Here is a 20,925-nt window from a genome sequence, read left to right on the forward strand (position 1 = left end):
ACCCGGGGCGCGGGGGCCGTCCTCAAGCGGCGGACCGGCTGAGATTGCCCGGGCACCCGGGGCGCGGGGGCCGTCCTCAAGCGGCGGACCGGCTGGGTTTTCTCAGCCCCTCCCGCGATCGAGCAGCACCACCCCAGCCCCTCCGGCGATTGAGGAGCGGGGGCTCGGGGGCCGGCCCCCGACCGAGGCCCGCAGCATGCGGGAACCTGTCGCACAGGGTCCGTCCTCAAACGCCGGACGGGCTGGGTTCGCTCGGGTCACCCGGGGCACGGGGACCGTCCTCAAACGCCGGACGGGCTGGGTTCGCTCGGGTCACCCGGGGCGCGGGGTGGACGGGCCGGGGGGCTCGGGGCAACCGGGGCGCTGGGGGTCAGGGGGTCAGGTCGACCACCACCGGGGCGTGGTCCGACGCCCCCTTCCCCTTGCGCTCCTCCCGGTCCACATAGCTGTCCTCCACCACCTCCGCGAACGCCCCATTCCCGTACACCAGATCGATCCGCATCCCCCGGTTCTTCGGAAAGCCCAGCTGGCGGTAGTCCCAGTACGTGAAGGGGTGGGCGTACTTCAGCGGTCGGGGCATCACATCGGTGAGGCCGCGCCCTCGGAGCGCCGCCAGCGCCGCCCGCTCCGGCTCGGTGACATGCGTACTGCCCTCGAAGACGGAGCGGTCCCAGACATCCTCGTCGGTGGGGGCGATATTGAAATCGCCGAGCACCGCGAACGGCCGGTCTCCCGCCGCGTCGGCCGCCACCGCCTCCTCCAGAGCGGCCAGCCAGCGCAGCTTGTAGGCGTAGTGGTCGTGGGCGACCTCGCGGCCGTTGGGCACATAGACCGACCAGACGCGCACCGGCCCGCAGGTCGCGGCGATCGCGCGCGGCTCCGGCACCCCGCCGTACTCCGGCCCGCCGGGCAGGCCCTTGACCACATCGGCGAGGCCCACCCGGGAGATCACGGCCACGCCGTTCCACCGGCCGTCGGCGAGCACGGCGGACTCGTAACCGATCTCCCGCAGCTCAGCGGCGGGGAACTGCTCCTCGGTGCACTTGGTCTCCTGAACGCACAGGACGTCCGTGCCGCTGCTCTGGAGCCAGGCGAGCAGCCGGGGCAGCCGCGCGGTGATCGAGTTGACGTTCCATGTGGCGATGCGCATGGGGGAAAGCCTAATGCCGGGGTCCGACAGTCACAGATCGGCGCTCTCCCCCGGGGTCAGCCGGCCGTGCTCCGCGCCTCCGAGGTTGGCGATGTGGGTGTCGTAGACGGGCCGGGCGATCTCGGTGAGCAGGGCGTCGTGGATGTCCAGGGCACGCCTCGGGCGGACCTCGCGCACATAGTCGATGACCTCGGAGATCTTGCTCCAGGGCGCGTGGACGGGGAGCATCAGGGTGTCGACCGGGTGGTCGGGCACGGTGAGCGCGTCGCCGGGGTGGAAGAGCGAACCGTCGACCAGGAAGCCGATATTGGTGACCCGGGGCAGATCCGGGTGGATCACCGCGTGCAGCTCGCCGTGGACCTGCACATCGAATCCGGCGGCGGTGAAGGTGTCGCCGTGCCCGACGGTCCGCACCCGCCCCGGGAACGCCGCCGCGAGCTGCCCGGCGACGCTCCCGAGCGTCCACACCTCCGCGCCGGCCGCCAGGGCCGCGCGGAGCCGTCCCTCGTCGAAGTGGTCCGGGTGCTCATGCGTGATCAGGACCGCGTCGGCGCCCTCGGCGGCGTCCTCCTCGCTGAAGGCCCCGGGGTCGATGACCAGCGTCGCCCCGTCCTTCTCCAGCCGGACGCAGGAGTGCTTCTTCTTGGTGAGCCTCATCCCTCCATCCTGCTACGGACTGGGGGTGGTCTCCTCCTGGATCACGGTCCTGGCCACCGCGAAGGCCGCCGTCGCGGCCGGAACGCCGCAGTACACGGCCGTGTGGAGGAGGATCTCGCGGATCTCGTCGGGGGTGAGCCCGTTGCGCAGCGCGGCCCGGGTGTGGGAGGCCAGCTCCTCCCGGTGGCCGCCGGCGACCAGCGCGGTCAGCGTGATCACGCTGCGGGTGCGCCGGTCGAGTCCGTCGCGGGTCCAGACCTCGCCCCAGGCGTAGCGGGTGACGAGGTCCTCGAAATCGGCGGTGAAGCCGTCGGCCTCCTCGGTGACCCGGTCGACATGGGCGTCGCCGAGGACCTCTCGGCGGATCTTCATACCGGGCTCGTACGGGTCGGGGCGGCCGGACGCGGCCATCTGCGGCATGGCGGGGGCGATCTCGGCGATCGGGGTGACCGGCGCGGAGACCACGGGGGACGGCGGTACGGGTATCGCGGTCAGGGTGTCCTGCGGGACCCCGGCGAAGTGCCGGCCGAGCAGATCGGTGACGGCGGCCGGCTGCTCGACGGGGGCGAGGTGCGAGGCGCCGGGGACCAGCGCGAGCCGGGCGTCGGGTATCCCCGCGACCAGGGTGCGGGCCTCGGCGGGGCCGGTGACCTGGTCGTCGGAGCCGACGACCACCAGCGTTGGCACCCCGATCCTGCCCAGGTCGGCACGGGCGTCGAAGGCGGCGAGGGCCTCACAGGCGGCGATGTAGCAGCCGGGGTCGGTGGTCCGCACCATCTGGACGGCCCACTCGACGATCGCGCTCTGCGCGGCGGCGAAGCCGTGGGTGAACCAGCTCTCGGGGGCGCTGCGGGCGATCGGGTCGAGCCCGTTGGTGCGGACGACCACACCGCGGCGGCGGAAGTCGTCGGCGGTCCCGAACCGGGGCGAGGTGGAGACCAGGGCGAGCGAGGCGATGCGGTGGGGGTGGCGCAGCGCCAGGTCGATGCCGATGGCGCCGCTGATGGAACAGCCGGTGTAGCCGAAGCGCTGGATACCGAGGCCGTCGAGGGTGGCCAGCAGCCGGTCGGTGAGTTCACCGATGGCGGTGGCGGGGTGGGCGGGTGCCCCGCCGTGGCCCGGCAGGTCGTACCGGAAGACGCGCCACTCGCGGGACAGATCGGCGATCTGCCTGTCCCACATGTGCCAGGTCGTTCCGAGGGAGGGGCCCAGGATGAGGACGGGGGCGTCGTCGGGACCGTCGATCCGGTACTGGAGGGTCCGGGGGGACGTCGGCGGTTCGGTGGGGGGCGTCTGCGTCTCACTCACCCCCTCACGCTCCCATATCCCGCTCCCTGCCTCAGGAGGGGGTCGGCGGAGACCGAGGCGGCGCGTCCGGCCCGGCGCGCCGGCGCCGGGGCCGGGCGGGGGCCGGTTCCCGGAAGGGTGGTTGATGTGAGGTGATGGGCGTCCATTCCCTCCATGTCGCGACACGGTCCGCGACACAGTCCGTGACACGGTTCGCAACACGGTCCGTGACACGGTTCGCGGCAAGGTCCGTGACACGGTTCGCGGACCCGGCCGGTCAGGGAAGCCGGATGTCGCCCGGCCCGTCAGCGGTGTACCCGTCCGACGCGCGCCCGTCAGCCGTGTACCGGCCGGTGAGGCGGAGTTCGGCGGCGGCCTCGGCCCGGCGGGGGTGATGGTGCGCGGTGAGCGTGCGCAGGGCGGCGGTGAGGACCGCGCGGGCCTCCCCGTGGCGGCCGAGGTGGCGCAGCACGCGTCCGAGTTCGAGCTGGGTGGGGCCGGTCCACGCCGCCACGTCGAGGGTCTCGAAGGTGGTCAGGGCCCGTCGCAGGGCGGTCTCCGCCTGCTGCCACCGGCCCAGGGCCGCGTGGTCGTTGCCGAGGTGCCGCAGGGTGACGGCCCGGTAGGTGGCGAGGAGTTGGGGGGACTGGCCGGGGATTCCCCGGCGGCAGATGTCGTGACTGCGGCGGTGGATCTCAAGGGCCTGGTCGGGGTGGCCGTGCTCGCGCAGGGCGCTGCCCAGGCTGTTGAGGGTGCTCAGCAGGGCGAGTCTCCCCTGGGGCGAGGCGTTCTCGCGGTGGTGCTCGTCCGATTCCCGGAGCCAGGTGATGGCCTCGTTGATCCGGCCCAGCCGGCGCAGCGCGCCGGCGCCGTAGTGCAGTGCCCAGCCCGTCTGGAGCAGGTCGCCGCACATATGGGCCGCGAGGAGCGCGGAACGGGCGGATTCGAGGGCGGCGTGAGGGTCGTGGGCGCATATGTCGTGGGCCCAGGCGAGGTAGTTGAGGTGGGTGGCCTCCTCCCGCCGGCTGTCCAGTGCCCGGGCGGCGTCGACGGCGCACCGGAAGACCTCGACCCACTGGGACCAGTGCTGGGTCAGATCGGAGAACCAGTGCATGGCCTCGGCAGTGTCGAGGACCTCCCGGTGCCGGCCGGTGGCGTGGGCGCGGTGCAGGGCGGCGAGCCACTGGGCCCGCTCGGCTTCCAGCCAGGCGCGGGCCTGTTCGCGGCCGACGGGCGCGGTGGCGGGGTCGGGGTCGCCGGCCGGCAGGTGGTGGCGCTCGGCGTCGAAATGGAGCGCCGCGGCGGTGGCCCGGGCGAGCATCCAGCGGGCGGCCCGGTCCAGGGCCGCGTCCCGGGTCGCCGGGGCGTCCTCGGCGGCGAGCCGTTCGGCCGCGAAGAGCCCGAGGAGGTCGTGGAACCGGTAGCGCTCGGCCGCGGGGTCGGCCTGGAGCAGGCCGCGGTCGCAGAGTTCCTCCAGGCGGAGTTCGGCGTCGCGGAGCGGGACGCCGGCCAGGAGCATGGCGGTCTCGGGGCCGATGTCCGGGCCCGCGGCGAGTGCGCAGCGCCGCAGCAGGAGCCGGGAGGAGGAGTCGAGCTGCCGGTAGGAGAGCGTGAAGGCGGCCCGGACCTTCAGATCACCCGACTGGAGGGTGTCGAGCCTGCGTTCCTCGCGGGCGAGCCGGGCGACGAGCTTGCCGAGGCTCTCCTCGGTCCGGGCGGCGAGGCGCTGGCCGGCGATGCGCAGGGCCAGCGGCAGATGCCCGCACAGATCGGCCAGCTCGCGGGCGGCCCGCGCCTCCCGGGCGACGCGCCGGGGGCCGACGATACGGGTGAGCAGTTCGACCGCCTCCTCGCCCCGCAGCAGGGGGAGTTCCATGCGGTGGACCGCTTCCAGTCCGGTCAGGCCGCCACGGCTGGTGACGATCGTGAGACACGCGCCGGAACTCGGCAGCAAGGGGCGCACCTGATCCTCGTCGGCGGCGTTGTCCAGGACCAGCAGCAGGCGGCGGCTCGCCGCGAGCGTTCGGAACAGCCCCGCCCGGTCCTCGACACCCCGGGGCTGCGTCCGCTCGGCGACCCCGAGGGCGCCCAGCAGCCGGGCCAGGACGTCGCCCGGCCGAGCGGGCTCGTCGTCCATGCCGCACAGGTCGACATGGAACCGGCCGTCGGGGAACCGGGGGGCGAGGACGTGAGCCGCGTGGACGGCGAACGCCGTCTTCCCGAGACCGGGTGAGCCCGCGACGACGACCACCGGCGGATGGGCGGGCCGCGCGGCGTCGGCCAGCGCCTCAAGGGCCGAGAGGGCGGGGCCGCGCGCGGTGAAGTCCCGGGTGTCCCTCGGCAGGGACAGTATCCCCGCCGACGCCGGATCTGTGGCGGGGCGCCGGCGCCGCCGCCCCGGGGCCGCCACCGCCTCCAGGGACCCTGCCTCCTCGGCGCTCAGCCCCAGCGCCCGGGCGAGGGCCTTGACGGTCCGTCCCTGGGGCCCCGTGGTACGGCCGCGTTCCAGGTCCGCCAGCGCCCGCACGCTCACTCCCGCGGCGAGGGCGAGCCGCTCCTGGCTGAACCCGGCACCCAGGCGCAGGCCGCGCAGGAGCTGCCCGAAATCGTCCGATGTCGTCCCGGTCATGGTCAGGCTCCCCTGGCGTGTGCCCCGGCGGGGCGCGGTCATCCGGCAGAAGTATTACGGACGTACTTCTGCCGGTGGTTCCGCCTGGTCACGCCGGCGGCCGGATGGTGGACTCGACGCCGCAGGGGTGGGGCCGCGAGGGGGGAGCATGCGGGTGCTGTGGGAGCGCGACGAGGTGCTGGAGGCGGCCGCGGAGGCCGCGCGGGCGGGCGGCGGACGCTGGATGCTGCTCTCGGCGGCGGTGGCCGGCATGGGCCGGACGGCGGCGCTCGAAACGATCGTGCGGCGGCAGACAGCGGAGGGCACCATGCGGGTCAGGCGCGCCCGGAGCGCGCCGGAGGAGACGGCGTTCCCCCTCGGGCTCGTCCGGCAGCTCTTCGCGGACGACGGCGATGTTCCCTTCTCGGTGCCGGCCGGGCCGGACGAACAGCGTCTGTTCCAGCGGCTGGTGACCCGGCTGGCCCGGTCGGCGGCCGAGCGTCCGGTACTGATCGCGGTGGACGACCTGCACCACGCCGACGAGACGTCCCGGCGCTGGATCGGCCACCTCGCGCACCGCGTCGCCGGCCTTCCCGTACTGCTGCTGGCCACCGAGTGCGACGGCCCGTCCGCTCCGCTGGTGCTCCCGGCCTCCACCGGCACGTCCTTCGCTCTCCGTCCGCTCAGCGCGTCCGCCGTCATCCGCATCGCGCGGGCCGCCGGTCTGGGCGAGGAGGAGACCGCGACCTGCGTCGAGGCGAGTGCCGGCATTCCGGCGCTGGTGCAGGCGCTCGTCACCGACCTCGGGGACGGCCCGCTCCCCCGCCCGCCCTCCGCCCCGGCACACAGTCGTTACCGCGACACGATCACCCGCTGGGTCCGGCACCGGGCCGATCCGCGCTCGCGCCGCATCCTCCTCGCCCTCGCCGTCGCGGCCGAGGGCGGGACGGCGGCCGGCCCCGGCCTCCTCGACCAGGTGTCCGGCCCGCGCCCGCACCGGCGTTCCCGGCGCGCGCGGTCGGTGGGACGTCTCGGCACGCTGCTGCACCACCCCCTCGCGCGGGAGGCCGTTCTCGCCGCCGCCGAACCCGAGGAGATCTCCGCGCTGCACTCACGCATCGCGGCGACACTCGCGGAGAGCGGTGCCCCCGCGACGGCCGTCGCCTCCCGGCTGCTCCATGTGGACCGGCCGGGCGAGGCCTGGATGACCCGGTGTCTGGACGAAGCCGCCGAGGCGGCGGTGCGCGCCGGCCGGGTCGCCGAGTCCGCCGCGTATCTGCGCCACGCGCTGCGCGGCCGGCTCGCTCCGGACCGGCGCGCCGCCCTCACCATGCGCCTGGGCGCCCTGGAGCTTCCGCACAGCGCCACCGCCGGCATCCGCCGGCTCTACACCGGTCTGGAGCTGCACACCGATGTACGGGACCGTGTGATCGCCGCCACCGCGCTCAGCGCGGGCCTCGTCGCGGGGCGGTACCCCGATGCCGCGCTCCGGGTCCTGCACCAGGCCACGCGCGCCGCGGGCGACGACGAACTCGTCCAGGTCCTGCAGACGCTCAGCGCGCTGGTCTCCTCGCACGACAGCGCGGCCTGGCGCGGGGCCGTCGCGGGTCTGCGCGCGCTCGCGCCGGTGGCGCCGGCCACCATCGAGCCCCTGGTGTGCGGGCTGATCACCGAGTACGAGGCCGGAGCCGGGCTCTGCTCGGCGGCCGAGGCGCGCGCCCGGGTCCAGCAGCGCCTGGCGGCACCGGTGGACCCGCGCCTGCGGACCGCCTGGCTCGGCAGCGCGGCCACCCTTCTGCAGTGGGCGGACCGTCTGGAGGAGGCGCGCGAGCTCGCCGACATGTGTCTGCCCCCGCCGCCCATTCCCCCGGATCTGACGGACGTGGGGCTTCAGTGCCTGCTCAGTGTCCGGGCCGAGGCGGCGCTCTGGGCGGGAGAGTTCGAGCGTGTCATCGCCGAGAACGCGCCCCTGGTACGGGCTTGGGCCGGGCAGGGCGTCCGGCTGCCGCATCTGGCGGCGATGGTGGCGATCGCCCGGTGCGAGACCGGCCGGCGCGAAGAGGCGTGGGCGGCGGTGGCCGGCGCGGGTCCGTCCGGTGCGGACAGTTCCTGGGAGTGGAACGAGCTGAGCTACGCGCGGGCCCTCCTGCACGCGGCGGACGGCGACTGGCAGGCGGCCCTCGACGACCATCTGCGCTGCGGAGCCGGCCAGAGCGCCCATGACTTCGTCAGTCCGGTCGCCACACCGTGGCGTTCCGGAGCGGCGCTGGCGCTGGTGCGGCTCGGGCGGCGGGAGGAGGCCCGCGAGCTGGCCGAGGAGGAGCTGCGCCACGCCCGGACCTGGGGAACCCGGCGCACCGTCGGCCGGGCGCTGCGGGCGTACGCCTCGGCGGTGAGCGGCAGGCTGGCGCTGGACTCGCTGACCGAGGCCGCCGAGCTGCTCGGACCGGCTCGGGCGCCCGTGGAGCTGGCGGAGGTCCTCGTCGATCTCGGCCGGGCCCATATCGAGATCGGCAACGGCCGGAAGGGCCGTGACACGCTGCGTGAGGCGCGCGCCGTGGCGCTGCGGCTGGCTGTCCCCGCCCCCGGGAGCGGGGGCGGCGCCGTCACCGGCCGTCTCCTCGGTGTGGCCGAGAAGGCGCTGGGCGAGGTCCCGGCGCGGAGGGCGAGGGTCCCTCACGGGCTGACCGCGGCCGAGCGCCGGGTCGCCGAACTGGCCGCGGCGGGTCACAGCAACGCCCGGATCTCCGACGCGCTGTGCCTCACCCGCCGCACCGTGGAGACCCATCTCACCAGCGCCTACCGGAAGCTGCGGATCGCACGGCGTGCGCAACTGGTGTCGGTGCTGGCGCGGGAGGGGCCGGGGACGGGCGCCGGGGACACGGGGTGAGGGGCCGTCGCGGCGGGACGGTGCCGCGGCGGACCCGGACGGCCCCAGGCGGGCACCCGCGCGCCGTACGCGGGTTCCGCCGCGGCCGGAACGGTGCGCGGGTGGGGGTCTCGCGGGAAGGGACGGCGAACCCTCCTCGCGAGCCGGTGATCGCGGCCGGGAGATCCGGAGGGTCCACCGGGCGCGGCGGAGCCCGGCCGACGCCGGTCACCGCGAGGGCGGCCCCGGTGGAGGGCCCCCCGCGTCCGGGGCCCGGCCGGGAGGGGCTCCGCGGGCCCGGGTCCCGGGGCCGGGCCGGTCAGGGGTTGGCGGTGGCGACGACGTACACCCGGGGGTGGGCGGCATCGGTCATGTCGACGACGATGTCCTGGCTCGGCTGGGGGTCCTTGTCCTCGTGCCGGGTGCCCGCCCAGGGGATGCCGGAGCGGAAGTCCCAGCCGACCGTGTCGGCGTCGCGCGCGCTGATGGTGATCCTGCCGTCCTCCAGCGCGTCCCGGCTGGTGCCCGCCTCTTCGAGGAAGCGGTCGAGCCCGCCGGCCGTGGTGGTGAACTGCGCGTACAGCCTGCTGGTCTTCCAGTTGCTGGTCTCGAAGTAGGCGACGTCGGTGGACTTCGGCGGAATGGGCACCCCGAAGGCGCTCCGCTTCATCTGGGAGGGCCAGGTGTCGCGCAGCCCGCGCGCCTGGGACTCGGCCTGTTTGTCCCGGCCGCTCTCGCGGCTCTGCTCGGCGGAGATCACCAGATAGCCGGCGGGGATGCCGATGAGGAGGACGATGATGACCGCCGTGAGCCAGCGGCGGATGATCATCTGCCGCCGGCCCTCGGGGGGACGGAGGTTCTCGTCCGGGGACGTGGGCTGGCGGGGCACGGTCATGACTGCGTGGTTCCTGGTGCTGTGGGGGGGAGCTCGGTCGGAATCCGCAGTCTACGGTTTCCGGGACTTCCGGGGCGGGAGAAGCGGAATGGAGGATTACGGTGCCGGTGGCGTCGCACGGGGTGAGGCCGTGTTGCGCAGCGCCTGGGCGTAGCGCTCGTACCGCTCGTACCGCTCGACCCGGCGCCGGTTGGCGCGGCGGAAGCGGCGGGCGACCAGGCGGGCGAGATCGGCCGCGCCGACCATGCCGGCCTCGGGGCCGAGCTGGGCCTTGGCGATCCGGGCCTCGGGGCGGTAGCCGCGGCCGGTGAGATGGCGGCGGAAGGCGTCCCGGGCGGGTCCGATGAGCAGATCGTCGGCGGCACTGACCCCGCCGCCGATGACGAAGCAGGAGGGGTCGAGCGCGGCGGCGAGATTGGCGATGCCCACGCCGAGCCACTGGCCGATGTCCTGGAACAGCTCGACGCACATGGCGTCGCCCTCGCGGGCCAGCTCGGTGATGAGCGGGCCGGTGATGTCCGAGACGCTGCCGCCGACCCGGTCGATCAGGCAGTGGGCGACCGGGGACTCCGCCGCGGCCAGCTCCCGGGCCTCGCGGACCAGGGCGTTGCCGGAGCTGTACTGCTCCCAGCAGCCGCGGTTGCCGCAGGGGCAGCGGTGCCCGCCGGGCACCACCTGCATATGCCCGAACTCACCGGCGACCCCGAACTTGCCCCGTTTGACCTGGCCGTCCTCCAGGATCGCGCCGCCGATGCCGGTGCCGAGGGTGATCATCACCAGATGGTCCTCGCCGCGCCCCGCGCCGAAGCGCCACTCCGCCCAGGCGGCGGTGTTGGCGTCGTTGTCGACGAGGACGGGGACCGCGAGCCGGGCGGAGAGCGCGTCGCGCAGGGGCTCGTTGCGCCAGGCCAGATGGGGCGCGAAGAGGACGGTGGAGCGGTCGGCGTCCACCCAGCCGGCCGCGCCGATGCCCACCGCGTGCACATCGTGCCGGTCGGAGAGGTCGAGCACGAGTTCGCAGATGGTGTCCTCGACCACCTTGGGGCTCTTGGACTTGTCCGGGGTCTCGGTGCGGATCTTCTCCAGGATGACCCCGTCGGCGTCGACGACCCCCGCCATGACCTTCGTACCGCCGATGTCGATCCCCACGGTGGGCACGCGGGGAGCGCTCAGATGCGAGCGGCGTTCGCGGGTGCCGACGGTGCGCAGGACGGTGGCGCGGGCGGAGCCCCGGTGGGCGAATTCGCGGTAGGTGCTCACAGGGCGTGGTCCAAAGCGGCGGAGCGGGTGGTGGCGGGTGCTCGCACGGGTCGCGTCGTCCCTGGTGTCGTGGGGCCGGCCGGCACACGGCGAGTGGTTCTCCCCGGGCCGGCGGCGGACGGCGCCCGCCAAGGGCGATTCTGCCACTCCCGGGGCCGGAGGGAGCGGGGGTGGCCCGCCGCCGGCGGCCCGCCGGGGCCCCGGTGTGAGCTGAGCCACATTGGACGGGAGTGCGTTGCGGACAGGTCTAGTCCAGTGATCGACTTCACGCGCTTCATCCCCGATGGAAGGGAACATATGAACGCCCTGCGGAAAATCGGCGATGCGCTGCTGGAGAGACTGGTCCCCCAGGCCCGCGCCTCGGCCCTGACCTGCAACTCCGGCTGTCCCTCCAGCAAGGAGTACACCTGCATCACCTTCCGCCTGCACGAGCGGTGCTGCTACCGGGCGAAGCCTCCGCACTGCTCCCAGTCCTACTGCGGCTCATGGCAGTACACCGGGCGGTTCTGCTAGCGGACCGCTCCGGCCCTCGGCCCCGTCCCCGGGGGCGGGGCCGCGCCACCGGTACACAGAGTTCCCGACGACCTGGGGAGGGGCCGGGTGTTACTTTTCGTCCGGCGACAGCTGGCAGGAAGACTGCTCCGATCGCTCGCCCTGCTGCTGGGGCTGCTGGTGGCGGTCTCCTCGTTCGTCGTCCTGTCGTCGACGACGGAGTCCTCACGGCTCGATGTGCTCGGCACCCTCTCCCGCGACCGGGGCGCGTACGACATCCTGGTGCGCCCCCGGGACTCCGCCGGCCCCGTCGAATCGGCCCGGGGCCTGATCCGGCCCAACGCGGTGTCCGAGGTGTACGGCGGCATCACCACCGCGCAGGTCGCCCGGATCGGTGCCACCCCGGGCGTACGGGTCGCCGCGCCGATCGCCGTACTGGGCTTCGCCCCGACCGCGGGACGCGCCGTCCTCGACTTCGCGGAGTTCCTCCCCAAGGGCACCAAGGGCACCTACGACATCTCCCGTAGCTGGACATACGACCGGGGTCTGTCGGCCATCCCGCAGAACAGCAGGCGCGTCTACATCACCCCCCACCCCATCACCGTCCGCGCCGGGGAGACCGTGGGGGTGGGCGACGGCCACCGGCGGATCACCAACCGCTATCTCGAACGTCTGCCATCGGGCCGCGAGGTCGAGGTCTGCGAGGGGCGGCACCGGGCGGTGTCGGAGGGGGACCCGCACGCGGCCGAGGAGCCCGTCGTCTGTCTGTCCTGGGCGTCCGTCACCACCATCGGCCACGACGGCCGGCCGGTCGCGAGCGACCTCCCCCCGACCACCGCCGTCTTCACCTTCCCCGCCTCCCAGGTCGTCGCCGGGGTGGACCCGGCGGCCGAGGCCCGGCTCCTCGGGCTCGACCGGGCCCTGACCGCCGGGACGTATCTGACCCCCGGGGCGCCCCGCACCGTCCGGCGCGAGGGGTTCGCGGACTCGGTCGAACTCCCCCTGCTGCGCACCCGGGGCGCGGAGTCGGGGCTCACCGTCCGGACCGAGGTGCGGCGGCTGGGCGACGGCGCCACCGTGCACCGCGCGGAGCTGGACACGGCCGGCACCGCGCGCGACAGCGCCCCCGGCACCGTCAGCCCGCTCGACGGGCTGCTCCCGGCCGGACCCGTGCGCTACACCACCGGCTCCGACGGGGCCCTGCGCCCGCGCACCGTCCCGCGCACCGCGGAACTCCCCCTCGACGGCCGTGACCTCTGGTTCCGGGCGCTGCCCGCCGGGGACGGCCCGGGGGCGGCGAACCGTCCCCCGGTCCACGGCCGGAACACCGGCACCTTCGACCCCCGGCGGCTGCCCGCCTACGACTCCGCCGCGCGGGTGCCGCTCGGCGCGTACACCGCCCCGGGGCTCAGCGGCGCGGACGCCGCGTCCCGGAAGCTCCTCGGCGGCGGGCCCCTGCTGCCCGGGGTCTCGCCCACCGGCTACCTCCAGCAGCCGCCGCTGATGCTCACCACCCTCGACGCCGCCGCCTGGCTCGGGCGCGCGGGCTATCTCACCGGCCGGCAGCACCGCGCGCCGGTCTCCGCGGTCCGGGTCGCCGTCACCGGGGTCACCGGCGCCGACGAGGTCTCGCGCGAGCGGGTGCGCGCCGTGGCGGAATCGATCACCCGGCGCACCGGCCTGGAGGTCGACATCGCCCTCGGGTCGTCGCCCGCCGCGCAGACCGTGGCCCTGCCCGAGGGGGAGTTCGGCCGCCCGGAGCTGCGGCTCCAGGAGTGGTGGAGCAAGAAGAACGTGGTGGCCGTGATCTCCGAGGCGGTGGACCGCAAGAGCGTGGTCCTGCTGGTGCTGATGCTCACGGTCTGTTCCCTCTTCACCGCGAACGCCACCGCCGCGTCGGTCCGCGCCCGGCGCGAGGAGCTGGGGCTGCTGGCCGCCGTCGGCTGGGGACGGGGGCGGCTCTTCGCGGCCGTCCTCGGGGAGTCCGCGCTGATCGGGACCGCCGCCGGGGTGCTGGGGGTGGGGGCCGCGCTGGCCGCCGGGGAACTGTCCGGGGTCGGGGTGAGCGCCTCGTACGCCCTGCTCGCGGTGCCCGGCGCGGTCGGGGTCGCCGCCCTCGGCGGACTGGTCCCGGCCTGGCGGGCGTCACGCGCGGCGCCGCTGGAGGCGCTGCGGCCCGCCGTCGCGGCCGGGCGCCGGAGCCGGGCCGTGGGCGGGGTCACCTCTCTCGCGCTGGCCGGGCTGGTCCGGTCCCGGGCCCGGACGCTGCTCGGTGTCACCGCTTCGGCCATCGCCGCGGGCTCGGTGACCCTGCTGGTGGCGGCGGTGCACACCTTCGAAGGGGTGCTGGCGGGGTCGCTGCTGGGGGATGCGGTCTCGGTACGGATACGGGCCGCGGACATCGCCGCGGTGGGGATGATGGTGCTGCTGGCCGCGGTCGCCGTCGGGGACGTCATGTATCTGAACATCCGTGACCGGATGGGGGAGTTCGCCGCGCTGCGGGCCACCGGGTGGACGGATCGGACGCTCGCGCGGCTGGTGCTGACGGAGGGGGCCGTGCTCGGGCTGACCGGGTCGGTGGCGGGGGCGTCGGTGGCGGCCGGGGTGACGGTGTGGCTGGCGCCGGGCGGGGTGACCGCGTCGCTGGTGGGGGTGGGGGTGGTCACCGTGGTGGGCGGGGTGCTGCTCGCGGTGGCCGGCACCGCGGTGCCGGTGGTGGCGCTGCGGCGGCAGCCGGTGGCTCTTCTGCTGGCCCGCGCATGAGCGACCGAGAGCCCCTCGGCCCCCTGAGACCGCCCCCCGCGCCCCAGGTCCCCGCACAGCGCGGGCCCCGGTCGGGGACCAGCCCCCCGAACCCCCGCGCCTCAAACGCCGGCGAGGCTGAATTCGCCCAGGCCCACCTCCCAGAGGCGGCTCCGGGGGAGATTGAGGACGGACCCCGCGCCACAGGAACCCGCACCCCGCGGGCCACAGTCAAGGCCCCCCGGCAGAGCCGGAATGCCCCCACGATCTGATGCCCCCGATGCTGGAGAGAGAGATGGCTTTCGTAGTTGCCGGTCTGGTGCTCGTCGGAGCGATCGGCGTCCTCAATCTGCTGCTGATCACCGCGGTGATCCGGCGGCTGCGCCGTCAGGAGGAGGCCGCGAGCGGGCGGACGGCGAGCGGACCTCGCCCCGGTGAGACCCTCCCGGAGTTCTCCGCCGTCGACGTCTCGGGGCGCTCCGTCTCCCGCGCGGATCTCGACGGCCGGCTCGCCGTCCTCACCTTCCTGTCCACCGGCTGCCCCGCCTGCCCGGCCGCCCTCCCCCACCTCAGGGAGTACGTCAGGGCCACCGGGCTGGCCCGGCAGCAGACCATCGTCGTGATCACCGGTGAGGAGTCGGAGGCCGCCGAGCTGATCGAACCGCTGGCGGAGCTGGCGACCATCGTCGTCCAGCCCTCCCCGGGCGCGCTGAGCGAGACCTTCTCGGTCGTCGGGACACCCACCACCGTGATCGTCGGCGCGGACGGCCGGGTCACCCACGCGGAGGCGGGCTCCCAGCCGCTGCGCGACCTGGCCACCGCGTGAGCGGAGCCCCGCCGGGGCGGGCCGGCGGCGGGCGGGAGCTGGCCCGCCGCACCGCCGAGGCACTGGCCCTGACCTGGCGGGCGGGGCCGCCGAGCTGTCTCCTCCACGCCCTGCTCGCCGTCGTCCAGGGCCTGCTCCCCGCCTCGATCGCCTGGCTCACCAAGGAGCTTCTCGACCGGCTCCAGCACGGCGGGCGGACGGACGGGCCGGAGCCCCTGGCCCTGGTCTCCGGGCTCTGCCTGCTGACCACGCTGTACGCGCTGCTGCCCCAGCTCTCCGAGTACGCGCGGGCCCGGCTCCAGCGGGGCATCGCCCTGGTGGTGCAGGACCGCCTCTACGGCACGGTCAACCGGTTCACCGGCATGGCCCGGTTCGAGACCCCGTCCTTCCTGGACCGGCTCCGGCTGGCCCAGGAGGCCGCCTTCTCCGCGCCCGAGCAGGTCACCGCCTCGCTCTTCGCGGTCGTCCAGCACTTCCTGACCCTCGCCGGTCTCACCGCCGTGCTCTTCACCGTCTCACCGGTGATGACGGTGGTCACGGTCGCCGCCGCGCTGCCGGTGCTGCTGGTGGAGGTCTCGCTCAGCCGGGAGCGCGCCCGGATGATGTTCGCGCTCAGCCCGCGCAACCGGCGGCAGCTCTTCTACCAGCGGATGCTGCTGGACCTCGCGGCGGTCAAGGAGATCCGGCTCTTCGGGCTCGGCGGCTTTCTGCTGGCGCGGATGAACCACGAGACCCGGCTCATCAACGCCGCCGAGGAGCGCATGGACCGGCGCTCGCTGCTGCGCCAGGGCCCGCTGACCGCCCTCGGGGCGCTGATCGCCGGCGGCGGGCTGGCCTGGATGACCATGGCGGCGGTACGGGGCGAGTTCACCATCGGCGATGTCTCGGCCTTCATCGCCTCGGTCGCCGGGGTGCAGGGCGCGCTGATCGCCCTGGTGCTCCAGTGCACCGGGGCGTACCACGCGCTGCTGCTGCTCGGCCACTTCACCGACATCACGGCCGCCGGCCCCGATCTCCCGGTCCGCGAGGAGCCGCTCCCCACCGGGCCGCTGGAGCGCGGGATCACCTTCGACGATGTCTGGTTCCGCTACGGCGACAGCGGGCCCTGGGTGCTGCGCGGGGTGAGCCTCACTCTTCCGCACGGCAAGTCCCTGGCTCTCGTGGGACTCAACGGAGCGGGGAAGAGCACCCTGGTCAAGCTGGCCTGCCGGCTGTACGACCCGGTGCGCGGCGCCATCCGCTGGGACGGGGTGGATCTGCGGGAGCTGGACCCTGAGCGGCTGCGGGACCGGATCAGCGCGGTGTTCCAGGACTCCGTGGAGTACGACTTCTCCGTCGCCGACAACATCGGCCTGGGGGATCTGGCGCACCGCGACGACCTCGGCAGGATCGTCGCCGCGGCCGAGCGGGCGGGCGCCCACGACCTGGTGTCCGCGCTGCCCCGGGGGTACGGAACGCTGCTCTCGCGGATCTTCGCCGAGGAGGGCGAAGGGGCGGGAGAGGGCGACACCGGGGTGACGCTCTCCGGCGGGCAGTGGCAGCGGCTGGCGCTGGCCCGGGCGATGATGCGCGAGGGGCGGGATCTGCTGATCCTCGACGAGCCGAGCGCGGGGCTGGACGCGGCGGCCGAGGAACGCGTCCACGAGCGGTTGCGGGCCTTCGCCGACGGCGCCACCACCCTGCTGATCTCGCATCGGCTGGGCACGGTGCGGCGGGCCGATGAGATCGTGGTGCTCGACGGAGGACGGATCACCGAGGCGGGCACCCACGCGGAGCTGATGCGGTACGGGGGGACCTATGCCCGCCTCTTCGCGATTCAGGCCGCCGGCTACACCGACGACGCGGAGGAGGCGGGGAAGCGTTGCTGACCGTCAGCGGAGTGTGCAAGACCTACCGGGCGGACTCGGGCTCGCCCGTCCACGCCTGCGACCGGGTGGAGGTGAGCGCCGGCCGGGGCGAGGTGCTCGCCCTGACCGGGCCCTCGGGTTCGGGGAAGTCCACGCTGCTCCATCTCATCGGGGCGCTGGACACACCGGACGCGGGGACCATCGAGGTCGACGGACGGGAGATCACCGGGCTGGGACGGCGGGAGCTGGCGGCCTACCGGCGGGGGGTCGGGTTCGTCTTCCAGCGCTTCCATCTGCTGCCCACGCTGACAGCGCTGGACAATGTGATGGTCCCGGTACTGCCGTACCGGACCGCCTTCGACAAGAGGGCACGGGCGCGCGGGCTGCTGGAGACGGTGGGGCTCGGGGAGCGCACCGGCGCGCTGCCGTCGAAGCTCTCCGGCGGGCAGCAGCAGCGGGTGGCGATAGCGAGGGCGCTGATCGGCCGGCCCGCGCTGCTGCTGGCCGACGAGCCGACCGGGAATCTCGACTCGCGCACCGGCGCGGAGATCGTGGATGTGCTGCTGGGGCTGCGGGAGAGCCTCGGTACGACGGTGGTGATGGCCACCCACGACGCCTCGGTGGTGGACCGGTGCGACCGTGCGGTGGAGCTGCGCGACGGACGGGTGTGCTGAGTGCGGGCCGTGTGGGCGGGGGCCGGGGTGGGGGTGCTGGCGGGGGTGGTGTGGTGGGTCCGCCGGCGCTGTGTGGCGATCACCGTGGACGGGGAGTCGATGTCCCCGGCGCTGCGGCCGGGGAGCCGGGTGCTGATCCGCCGCGGCACGGCGGGCCTGCGCCGCGGCCGTATCGCGGTCCTCGCCTCCCCCGACCCGGACCCGGCGACCGCCTGGCGGGGGAAGGGGCCGGTGAGCGGGGAGCTGGGGGCGGTGGAGTGGTGCATCAAGCGGGTGGTGGCGGTGGAGGGGGATCGGATGCCGAGGGGGGTGGCGGGGGGTGGGGGGCGGGTGCCGGTGGGGCATGTGGTGGTGATCGGGGACTATCCGTTGAGCCAGGACTCGAAGCAGTACGGCCCGTGCCCGGTCCACCAGATCCTCGGCCTGATGATCCTTCCCCTCCGGCCCCGGCCCCCGCGCGTCCCGGGCAACTTGAGCCCGTCCGGCGTTTGAGGACGGACCCCGCACCACAGGACACCCGCACCGTGCGGGCCGCAGTCGGGGACCAGCCCCGAACCCCCGCGCCCCAAACGCCGGCGCGGCTCTCCATGTGCTGGGCGGGCTACTCGGGTCCGCCGAGGTGGGGCGGGGTCGGGGCGCGCTCCAGTTCGTGGCGGAGGTCGTCCAGCTCACTCCCCCCCGCCATCTGCCGCGTCAGCTCATCGAGCGTGACCGAGTCCTTGGTGTGCGACGCCGACATCGCCCCCCGCTTCAGCAGCACGAACCGATCCCCCACCAGATACGCGTGGTGCGGGTTGTGCGTGATCAGCACCACCCCGAGCCCGGCGTCCCGCGCCGCCGCCACATACTTCAGCACCACCCCGGACTGCTTCACCCCCAGCGCCGCTGTCGGCTCGTCCAGCACCAGCACCTTCGCCCCGAAGTACACCGCGCGGGCGATCGCGACGCACTGGCGCTCCCCGCCCGAGAGGGTCCCGATCGGCTGGTCGACGTCCCGCAGATCGATCCCCATGCGGAGCAGCTCGGAGCGGGTGGTCTCGCGCATCCGCGCCACATCGAGCCGCCTGAAGGGGCCGGCCCCCTTCGTCGGCTCGGAGCCGAGGAAGAAGTTCCGCCAGACCGGCATCAGCGGCACCACCGCCAGATCCTGGTACACCGTGGCGATGCCCCGGTTCAGCGCGTCCCTGGGGTTGGCCAGCCGGATCTGCTCGCCCTCGATCGAGAGGGTGCCCGAGTCGTGCTGGTGCAGACCCGCGATGATCTTGATGAGGGTGGACTTCCCGGCCCCGTTGTCGCCGAGGACGCAGGTGATCTCCCCCGCGTGCACCTCCAGCGACACCCCTTCGAGGGCCCGGATGTTCCCGTAGTACTTGCTGACCTCGTCCAGCTCGACCAGAGCGGCAGCAGGAGCCTCGGTCATCGTGTCGCCTCCGCCCGCTTGCGGACCCATGCGTTCAGCAGGGTGGCCAGAAGGAGCATCGCCCCGAGGAAGAACTTGAACCAGTCCGGGTTCCACTCCGCGTAGACGATCCCCTTGCTGGTCATACCGAAGATCAGCGCGCCGACCGCCGAGCCGATGGCGGAGCCGTACCCGCCGGTGATCAGACACCCGCCGATGACGGCCGCGATGATGTAGATCAGCTCATTGCCGACCCCCTCGCCCGACTGCACCACGTCGAACGAGAACAGCAGGTGCTGCCCGGAGATCCAGGCCGCGAAGGCGACCCCCATGTAGAGGCCGATCTTCGTCCGGACGACCGGCACACCGACGGCGCGGGCGGCGTCCGCGCCGCCGCCGACGGCGAAGATCCAGTTGCCGAAGCGGGTGCGCAGCAGAATCCAGGTCGCGAGGGCGACCAGCCCGATCCACCACAGGATGGTCACCTTGATGGTGACGTCGCCGAGGGTGAACTCGGAGGCGAAGAGCGCCTTCGCCGAGGCGAAGCCCTCCATGTCCCCGATGGACTTGGTGGAGACCGTCCCGCTGATCAGCTTGGTGAAGCCGAGATTGAGCCCGGTCAGCATCAGGAAGGTGCCGAGGGTGATGATGAAGCTGGGCAGTTTGGTACGGGTGAGCAGCAGCCCGTTGAAGACCCCCACCGCGAGGGTCACCAGCAGCGAGACCAGCACCCCGACCCAGACGTTCGCCGTCATCTGGTAGCTGAACATCGAGGAGATCAGCGCGGAGCTGGTCACCAGCACACCGGCCGAGAGGTCGAACTCCCCGCCGATCATCAGCAGCGCGACCGGCACCGCCATGATCCCGATGGTGGAGGCCGCGTACAGCACGGTGGAGAGGCTGGCGGCGCGCAGGAACGAGTCCGCGACGACCGCGAAGAAGAGGAAGACGGCGACGGCCCCGACGACCGAGCCCAGCTCGGGCCTGCCCAGCAGCCTGCGCAGGGGTGAGGTGCGCAGCAGCCGTTCGTCGGCGGCCGGGGGCCGCCCCGGTGCGGCGGCCGGTGCGCCGGCGCTCATCGCGTCCCCCGCTTCGTGTACTCCTCCAGCTCGGCGGCGTCCGCCCGGGTGATGATCTGCGGTCCGGTCAGCACGGGCCGGCCGCCGCCGAGGACATCGGCGTTGTACCGGTAGAGCCAGAGCAGGTCGACCGCCTCGTACCCCTGGAGATACGGCTGCTGGTCGACGGCGAACCCGAGCGTCCCGGCCTTGAGGGCGCCGGCGACCTTGGCGTTGAGGTCGAAGGTGACGATCTCGGCCTTGCTCCCGGCGGACTTCTTCGCCTTGACGGCGGTGTCCGCGAAGGGCGCGCCGAGGGTGACGACCGCGTCGATGGAGCGGTCGGTCTGGAGCTTGGCCTCGATGGTCGCCTGGACGTCGGGCATGTTGGTGCCGTCGACGTAGAGGTTCCGCATCTCGCCGTCGAAGGTCTTCTTCGCTCCGGCGCAGCGCTGCTCGTGCCCGACGTTGCCCTGCTCGTGCAGGACGCAGACGGCCTTCTTCTCGCCCCGCTTGTTCAGCTCGTCGCCGACGGCCTCACCGGCGACGGTCTCGTCCTGACCGATGTGGGTGAGCGCGCCGTAGGCCTTGGACTGCTCGGAGCCCGAGTTCACGGTGATCACGGGGATGCCCGCGGCGACGGCCTTCCTCACCACGTCCTTCATGGCGTCGGGCTTGGCGAGGCTGACGATCAGCCCGTCGACCTTCTTGTCGATCGCGGTCTGGACGAGCTGGGCCTGCTGCTGGCCCTCGTCGTTCTTGGAGTAGAGGAAGTTGATGTTGTCCTTGGCGGCGGCCTCCTCGGCTCCCTTCTGGACGATGTCCCAGAAGGTGTCGCCGTCGCCCGAGTGGGTGACCATGGCGAAAGTCCAGCGGGGTGTGGTCACCGCGGCCTTGCCGGCGGTCGCCGCCTGGGCCTTGCGGGCGTCCTCCGCGCGCTTGCCGCCGGTGCTGCTGCATCCCGCGAGGGACGCTCCGAGCACCGCCGCCAGCAGCGCGCCGAGTGCGCGTACCCCTGTCCTTGCCCTTGCCACGACGCCGTGCCCTTCTTGCCGTACTGCTTTCCGGTGCGACCGGGGGGCGACATATCGCGCCCCAGCCGCCCAAGTATGGGTCACGCCAGGTCGGGGGGTGGGCATCGGGTACGCCGGGTGCCCCGAT

16 protein-coding genes are annotated in these 20,925 nt (G+C 73.9%); 7 read left to right on the forward strand and 9 right to left on the reverse strand.

Annotated features, from left to right (window positions below; all coding sequences use genetic code 11):
- Positions 1-370: 370 nt before the first annotated feature.
- The 4 genes from ACWCRA_RS12465 to ACWCRA_RS12480 form a co-directional block, all read right to left on the reverse strand.
- Complete coding sequence (locus ACWCRA_RS12465; RefSeq protein WP_451067401.1) at positions 371-1,150, reverse strand: exodeoxyribonuclease III; 780 nt, start codon at positions 1,148-1,150, stop codon at positions 371-373.
- A 30-nt stretch (positions 1,151-1,180) separates the two neighbouring features.
- Complete coding sequence (locus ACWCRA_RS12470; protein WP_451067402.1) at positions 1,181-1,807, reverse strand: MBL fold metallo-hydrolase; 627 nt, start codon at positions 1,805-1,807, stop codon at positions 1,181-1,183.
- Between the two features lie 12 nt (positions 1,808-1,819).
- On the reverse strand, positions 1,820-3,115 hold the full coding sequence (pcaDC, locus tag ACWCRA_RS12475) for a bifunctional 3-oxoadipate enol-lactonase/4-carboxymuconolactone decarboxylase PcaDC (protein WP_351555644.1): 1,296 nt from the start codon (positions 3,113-3,115) through the stop codon (positions 1,820-1,822).
- Positions 3,116-3,371: 256 nt separating this feature from the next.
- The gene (locus ACWCRA_RS12480) at positions 3,372-5,723 is read right to left on the reverse strand and encodes an ATP-binding protein (protein ID WP_351555647.1); all 2,352 of its coding nucleotides are present in this window, start codon (positions 5,721-5,723) and stop codon (positions 3,372-3,374) included.
- A gap of 148 nt (positions 5,724-5,871) precedes the next feature.
- On the opposite strand from ACWCRA_RS12480, the gene ACWCRA_RS12485 reads away from it, so the two are divergent.
- Positions 5,872-8,592 (forward strand): LuxR C-terminal-related transcriptional regulator, encoded by a 2,721-nt coding sequence (locus tag ACWCRA_RS12485; RefSeq protein WP_451067403.1) that lies wholly within the window; start codon positions 5,872-5,874, stop codon positions 8,590-8,592.
- A gap of 298 nt (positions 8,593-8,890) precedes the next feature.
- On the opposite strand, the gene ACWCRA_RS12490 is transcribed toward ACWCRA_RS12485, so the two are convergent.
- The gene (locus ACWCRA_RS12490) at positions 8,891-9,466 is read right to left on the reverse strand and encodes a hypothetical protein (protein ID WP_351555651.1); all 576 of its coding nucleotides are present in this window, start codon (positions 9,464-9,466) and stop codon (positions 8,891-8,893) included.
- Positions 9,467-9,562: 96 nt separating this feature from the next.
- The gene (locus tag ACWCRA_RS12495; protein WP_351555653.1) at positions 9,563-10,726 is read right to left on the reverse strand and encodes an ROK family glucokinase; all 1,164 of its coding nucleotides are present in this window, start codon (positions 10,724-10,726) and stop codon (positions 9,563-9,565) included.
- Positions 10,727-11,023: 297 nt separating this feature from the next.
- Between ACWCRA_RS12495 and ACWCRA_RS12500 the strand changes: the two genes are divergently transcribed.
- From ACWCRA_RS12500 to ACWCRA_RS12525, 6 genes are all read left to right on the forward strand, one after another.
- Positions 11,024-11,239, forward strand: a complete 216-nt coding sequence (locus ACWCRA_RS12500) for a hypothetical protein (RefSeq protein ID WP_451067404.1) — start codon at positions 11,024-11,026, stop codon at positions 11,237-11,239.
- Between the two features lie 87 nt (positions 11,240-11,326).
- Positions 11,327-13,981: an FtsX-like permease family protein gene (locus ACWCRA_RS12505; RefSeq protein ID WP_351555659.1), complete on the forward strand. Its 2,655-nt coding sequence runs from the start codon at positions 11,327-11,329 to the stop codon at positions 13,979-13,981.
- Between the two features lie 274 nt (positions 13,982-14,255).
- The gene (locus ACWCRA_RS12510; RefSeq protein WP_451067405.1) at positions 14,256-14,786 is read left to right on the forward strand and encodes a TlpA family protein disulfide reductase; all 531 of its coding nucleotides are present in this window, start codon (positions 14,256-14,258) and stop codon (positions 14,784-14,786) included.
- On the forward strand, positions 14,783-16,654 hold the full coding sequence (locus tag ACWCRA_RS12515) for an ABC transporter ATP-binding protein (RefSeq protein ID WP_451067406.1): 1,872 nt from the start codon (positions 14,783-14,785) through the stop codon (positions 16,652-16,654). Before ACWCRA_RS12510 ends, ACWCRA_RS12515 begins: the two co-directional genes overlap by 4 nt.
- Positions 16,648-17,307, forward strand: a complete 660-nt coding sequence (locus ACWCRA_RS12520) for an ABC transporter ATP-binding protein (protein WP_351555666.1) — start codon at positions 16,648-16,650, stop codon at positions 17,305-17,307. The genes ACWCRA_RS12515 and ACWCRA_RS12520 overlap by 7 nt, the downstream gene beginning before the upstream one ends.
- The gene (locus tag ACWCRA_RS12525) at positions 17,308-17,799 is read left to right on the forward strand and encodes a S24/S26 family peptidase (RefSeq protein WP_351555669.1); all 492 of its coding nucleotides are present in this window, start codon (positions 17,308-17,310) and stop codon (positions 17,797-17,799) included.
- A gap of 109 nt (positions 17,800-17,908) precedes the next feature.
- Here the strand turns inward: ACWCRA_RS12525 and ACWCRA_RS12530 are convergent, their stop codons facing one another.
- The 3 genes from ACWCRA_RS12530 to ACWCRA_RS12540 are packed head-to-tail and all read right to left on the reverse strand — an operon-like array spanning position 17,909 to position 20,798.
- A complete protein-coding gene (locus tag ACWCRA_RS12530; protein WP_351555672.1) occupies positions 17,909-18,757 on the reverse strand; it encodes an ATP-binding cassette domain-containing protein in 849 nt (282 codons plus the stop codon).
- Complete coding sequence (locus tag ACWCRA_RS12535; RefSeq protein ID WP_351555673.1) at positions 18,724-19,785, reverse strand: ABC transporter permease; 1,062 nt, start codon at positions 19,783-19,785, stop codon at positions 18,724-18,726. Before ACWCRA_RS12535 ends, ACWCRA_RS12530 begins: the two co-directional genes overlap by 34 nt.
- Positions 19,782-20,798, reverse strand: coding sequence for a sugar ABC transporter substrate-binding protein (locus ACWCRA_RS12540; RefSeq protein ID WP_351555676.1), 1,017 nt, complete (start codon positions 20,796-20,798; stop codon positions 19,782-19,784). Before ACWCRA_RS12540 ends, ACWCRA_RS12535 begins: the two co-directional genes overlap by 4 nt.
- Positions 20,799-20,925: the final 127 nt, after the last annotated feature.

Source organism: Streptomyces sp. NPDC001889 (assembly GCF_053594535.1).